The sequence below is a fragment of the Streptomyces sp. P5F9 genome, assembly GCF_057961495.1.
In genome coordinates, this window is sequence record NZ_JBXVPZ010000711.1 from 1 (window position 1) to 3,397 (window position 3,397).

Here is a 3,397-nt window from a genome sequence, read left to right on the forward strand (position 1 = left end):
GGGCGACCCCGATCCGTACCTCTGTGAACGCGAAGGTGGTGGATGCGGTCGACGCTGCCGCTATGTCGCAGGCCGCCAACAGGCCTACGCCGCCCGCCCTTACGTGGCCTGTCACTCTCGCCGCCACCGGCTTGGGGAGTTCGATGATCTGGCGGAGTACGGCCACCAGGGCGTCCGGGGGTGGTGGGTCCCGTAGGTCCGCGCCCGCGCAGAACGTGTTGCCGGTGTGGGTGAGGACGATCGCCCGTACGTCGGCGTCCTTCGCGCACTCGGTCAGCGCTTCCGCCAACTCGCGTACCAGGGACGCCGACAGGGCGTTCCTCGTGTCCGGTGAGTCCAGGCTCAGGGTCTCGATGCCACGCGCGCGTGCACGGCCGATCAGCGTCATGCGCGGCCTCGCAGTTCCCGGCGCAGGATCTTGCCGGAGGCTGCTCGCGGGACGGCGTCGATGAAGGTGACGATGCGGACGCGTTTGTACGGGGCGACGCGTTCGGCGACGTACATCAGGACCTCGCTCCGGGAGAGGTCGGGGGCGGCCGGGTGGCGGACCACGTACGCGTGCGGGACCTCGTTGTTGTCGTCGTTGTACTCGCCCACGACGGCCGCGTCGGCGATGCCGGGGTGGGTGAGCAGGAGGGCCTCCAGTTCGGCGGGGGCCACCTGGAAGCCCTTGTACTTGATGAGTTCCTTGACGCGGTCGACGACGAACGTCCAGCCGCCGCCGTCCACGTAACCGACGTCCCCGGTGCGCAGCCAGCCGTCCGGGTCGATCATCGCGGCGGTCTCGTCGGGGCGGCCGAGGTAGCCCTTCATCACCTGGGGGCCGCGGATGAGGAGTTCGCCCGCCTCGCCGATGCCGAGGTCCTTCTCGGGGTCGGCGAGGGAGACGACCCGCATCTCGGTGCCGGCGATGAGTTTGCCGACGGTTCCCGGGGGTGCGCTCGGCATGTCCCGCACGGGGACCACGTGGGTGCCCGGGGACAGTTCCGTCATGCCGTACGCCTGGCCTACGGGTGGCAGGCCCAGGCGCTGTGAGCAGGCGGCGGCGAGGTTCGCGTCGAGGGGGGCGGCGGCGCTGATGATGTATTTGAGGGACGAGAGGTCGTACTGCGCGACCGCGGGGTGCTTGGCGAGGGCCAGGACTATGGGCGGGGCCACATAGAGGCCGGTGATGCGGTGGTTCTCGATGGCCGCGAGGAAGGTCTCCAGCTCGAAGCGCGGGAGGACCACGACCGCGGCGCCCTTCCTCAGGGGGGCGTTCATCAGGGCCGTCAGACCGTAGATGTGGAAGAAGGGCAGGACGGCGAGGATGCGGTCGCCGGGGCCGGTGGGGACCGCGGGCTCCAACTGGGCGAGATTTGTTGCTATTTGGCGGTGGGTGAGCATCACGCCCTTGGGGCTGCCGGTCGTGCCCGAGGAGTACGGGAGGGCCGCTACGTCCGTCACGGGGTCGATGTCGACCACCGGTTCGGGGGCCGTGGAGCCGAGCATGTCGGCGAGTGAGTGGTGGCCGGGTGCGCTGTCGCAGACGAATATCTCCTCGACACCGCCCGCGAGTTCGGCGGCACGGCGTGCCGTGTCGACGAGGGGGGACAGGGTGACGATCCAGCGGGCCTCGGAGTCGCGCAGCTGCTTGGCGAACTCCTCCGGGGTGGCGAGCGGATGCACCGTAGTGACGAAGGCACCCGCGCGCGTGGCGGCGTAGAACGCCAGGGGAAAAGCGACCGTGTTGGGGCTGTGCAGGGCGAGCACGTCCCCTTTGCGCACGCCCGCGTCCGCGAGACCGGCCGCGATCCGCCGGTGGAACGCGTCGAGTTGGGTGTACGTGAGGGTGGTGCCGTCCGTGCCGTCGATCAGCGCGGGTTCGTCGCCGAACTCGGCGGCCCGGGCCAACACCGCGTCGTGGATGGGGAGTTCGACGGCCGGTACGTCTGCGTACTCGCTGCGGAACATGGTTCCTCCTGGCGCGGACTGGCGCGGGCTTCTGTTCAGTACGACTTGGGCAGGCCCAGGGTCTGGTGGGAGACGTAGTTGAGAATCATCTCCCGGCTCACCGGAGCAATACGAGCCACGCGCGCGGCGGTTATCAACGAAGCGAGCCCGAATTCCCGCGTGAGGCCGTTGCCGCCGAGGGTGTGCACGGACTGGTCCACCGCCCGCACACAGGCCTCGCCGGCCGCGTACTTGGCCATGTTGGCGGCCTCGCCCGCGCCCACGTCGTCACCGGCGTCGTACAGATGCGCCGCCTTCTGCATCATCAGGCGGGCCAGTTCGAGGTCGATGTGCGCCTGGGCGAGGGGGTGCGCGATGGCCTGGTGAGCGCCGATGGGGGCGTCCCATACGGTGCGGTCGCGGGCGTACTCGATGGCTCGGGCCAGCGCGTAGCGACCCATGCCGATCGCGAAGGCGGCGGTCATGATGCGTTCGGGGTTGAGGCCGGCGAAGAGTTGGAGGAGGCCCGCGTCCTCGTCTCCTACGAGTGCGTCCGCCGGAAGTCGTACGTCGTCCAGGGTCAGCTCGAACTGCTTCTCCGCGGCCTGGAGTTCCATATCTATCTGGCGGCGGGTGAAGCCGGGTGCGTCGCGCGGGACGATGAACAGGCAGGGCTTCAGGCGGCCTGTGCGGGAGTCTTCCGTGCGGCCGACTATGAGGGTCGCGTCGGCCAGGTCGACGCCGGAGATGAAGACCTTGCGGCCGGTGAGGAGCCAGTCCGTGCCGTCTTTGCGTGCCGTGGTGGTGATGCGGTGGCTGTTGGAGCCGGCGTCCGGCTCTGTGATGCCGAAGGCCATGGTTCGGGTGCCGTCGGCCAGCGCGGGGAGCCAGGTTTGTTTTTGGGCTTCTGTGCCGAAGCGGGCGATTACTGTGCCGCAGATTGCTGGTGACACGACCATCATGAGGAGGGGGCAGCCTGCCGCTCCCAACTCCTCCAGGACGATGGAGAGTTCGGAGATGCCGCCGCCTCCGCCGCCGTATTCCTCGGGGAGGTTGACGCCGAGGTAGCCGAGTTTGGCTGCCTCGGACCAGAGTTGTTCTCGGTCGTAGGTGCGGCCGTGGCGTTTTCCTAGGGCGGATACGGCTGCACGTAGGGCCTTGTGCTCGTCTGTTTCGGTCGTGGGCATGTGGCTCCTTCGTTGTGGCTGGTCGCGCAGTTCCCCGCGCCCCTAAGTTGGCTTCACTACCGCCAGTAGAGAAGCGACCTGTATTTGCTGGCCCAGCTCGACGTGTAGGGCCGTTAGCGTGCCCGTGACCGGGGCTGTGATCTTGTGTTCCATCTTCATTGCCTCTAGCCACAACAAGGGCTCACCGGCTGTTACTTGGGCTCCTACGGTCAGGCCTTCCGCCACCCTCACCACCGTGCCCGGCATGGGGGCGAGGAGGGAGCCGGGGGCCAGTTGGG

At 68.5% G+C, this 3,397-nt stretch carries 4 protein-coding genes; all 4 read right to left on the reverse strand.

Going from position 1 to position 3,397, the window contains the following annotated elements:
- The coding region (locus AC31A1_RS48850) for an enoyl-CoA hydratase-related protein (protein ID WP_489659503.1) at window positions 1-388 on the reverse strand (388 nt) is incomplete at its 3' end.
- Window positions 385-1,953, reverse strand: a complete 1,569-nt coding sequence (locus AC31A1_RS48855; RefSeq protein ID WP_489659504.1) for a 4-coumarate--CoA ligase family protein — start codon at window positions 1,951-1,953, stop codon at window positions 385-387. The genes AC31A1_RS48855 and AC31A1_RS48850, both read right to left, overlap by 4 nt.
- A gap of 35 nt (window positions 1,954-1,988) precedes the next feature.
- On the reverse strand, window positions 1,989-3,119 hold the full coding sequence (locus AC31A1_RS48860; RefSeq protein ID WP_489659505.1) for an acyl-CoA dehydrogenase family protein: 1,131 nt from the start codon (window positions 3,117-3,119) through the stop codon (window positions 1,989-1,991).
- 42 nt (window positions 3,120-3,161) lie between these two features.
- Window positions 3,162-3,397, reverse strand: a 236-nt coding sequence (locus AC31A1_RS48865; protein ID WP_489659506.1) for a biotin/lipoyl-containing protein, incomplete at its 5' end; no start/stop codon positions are given.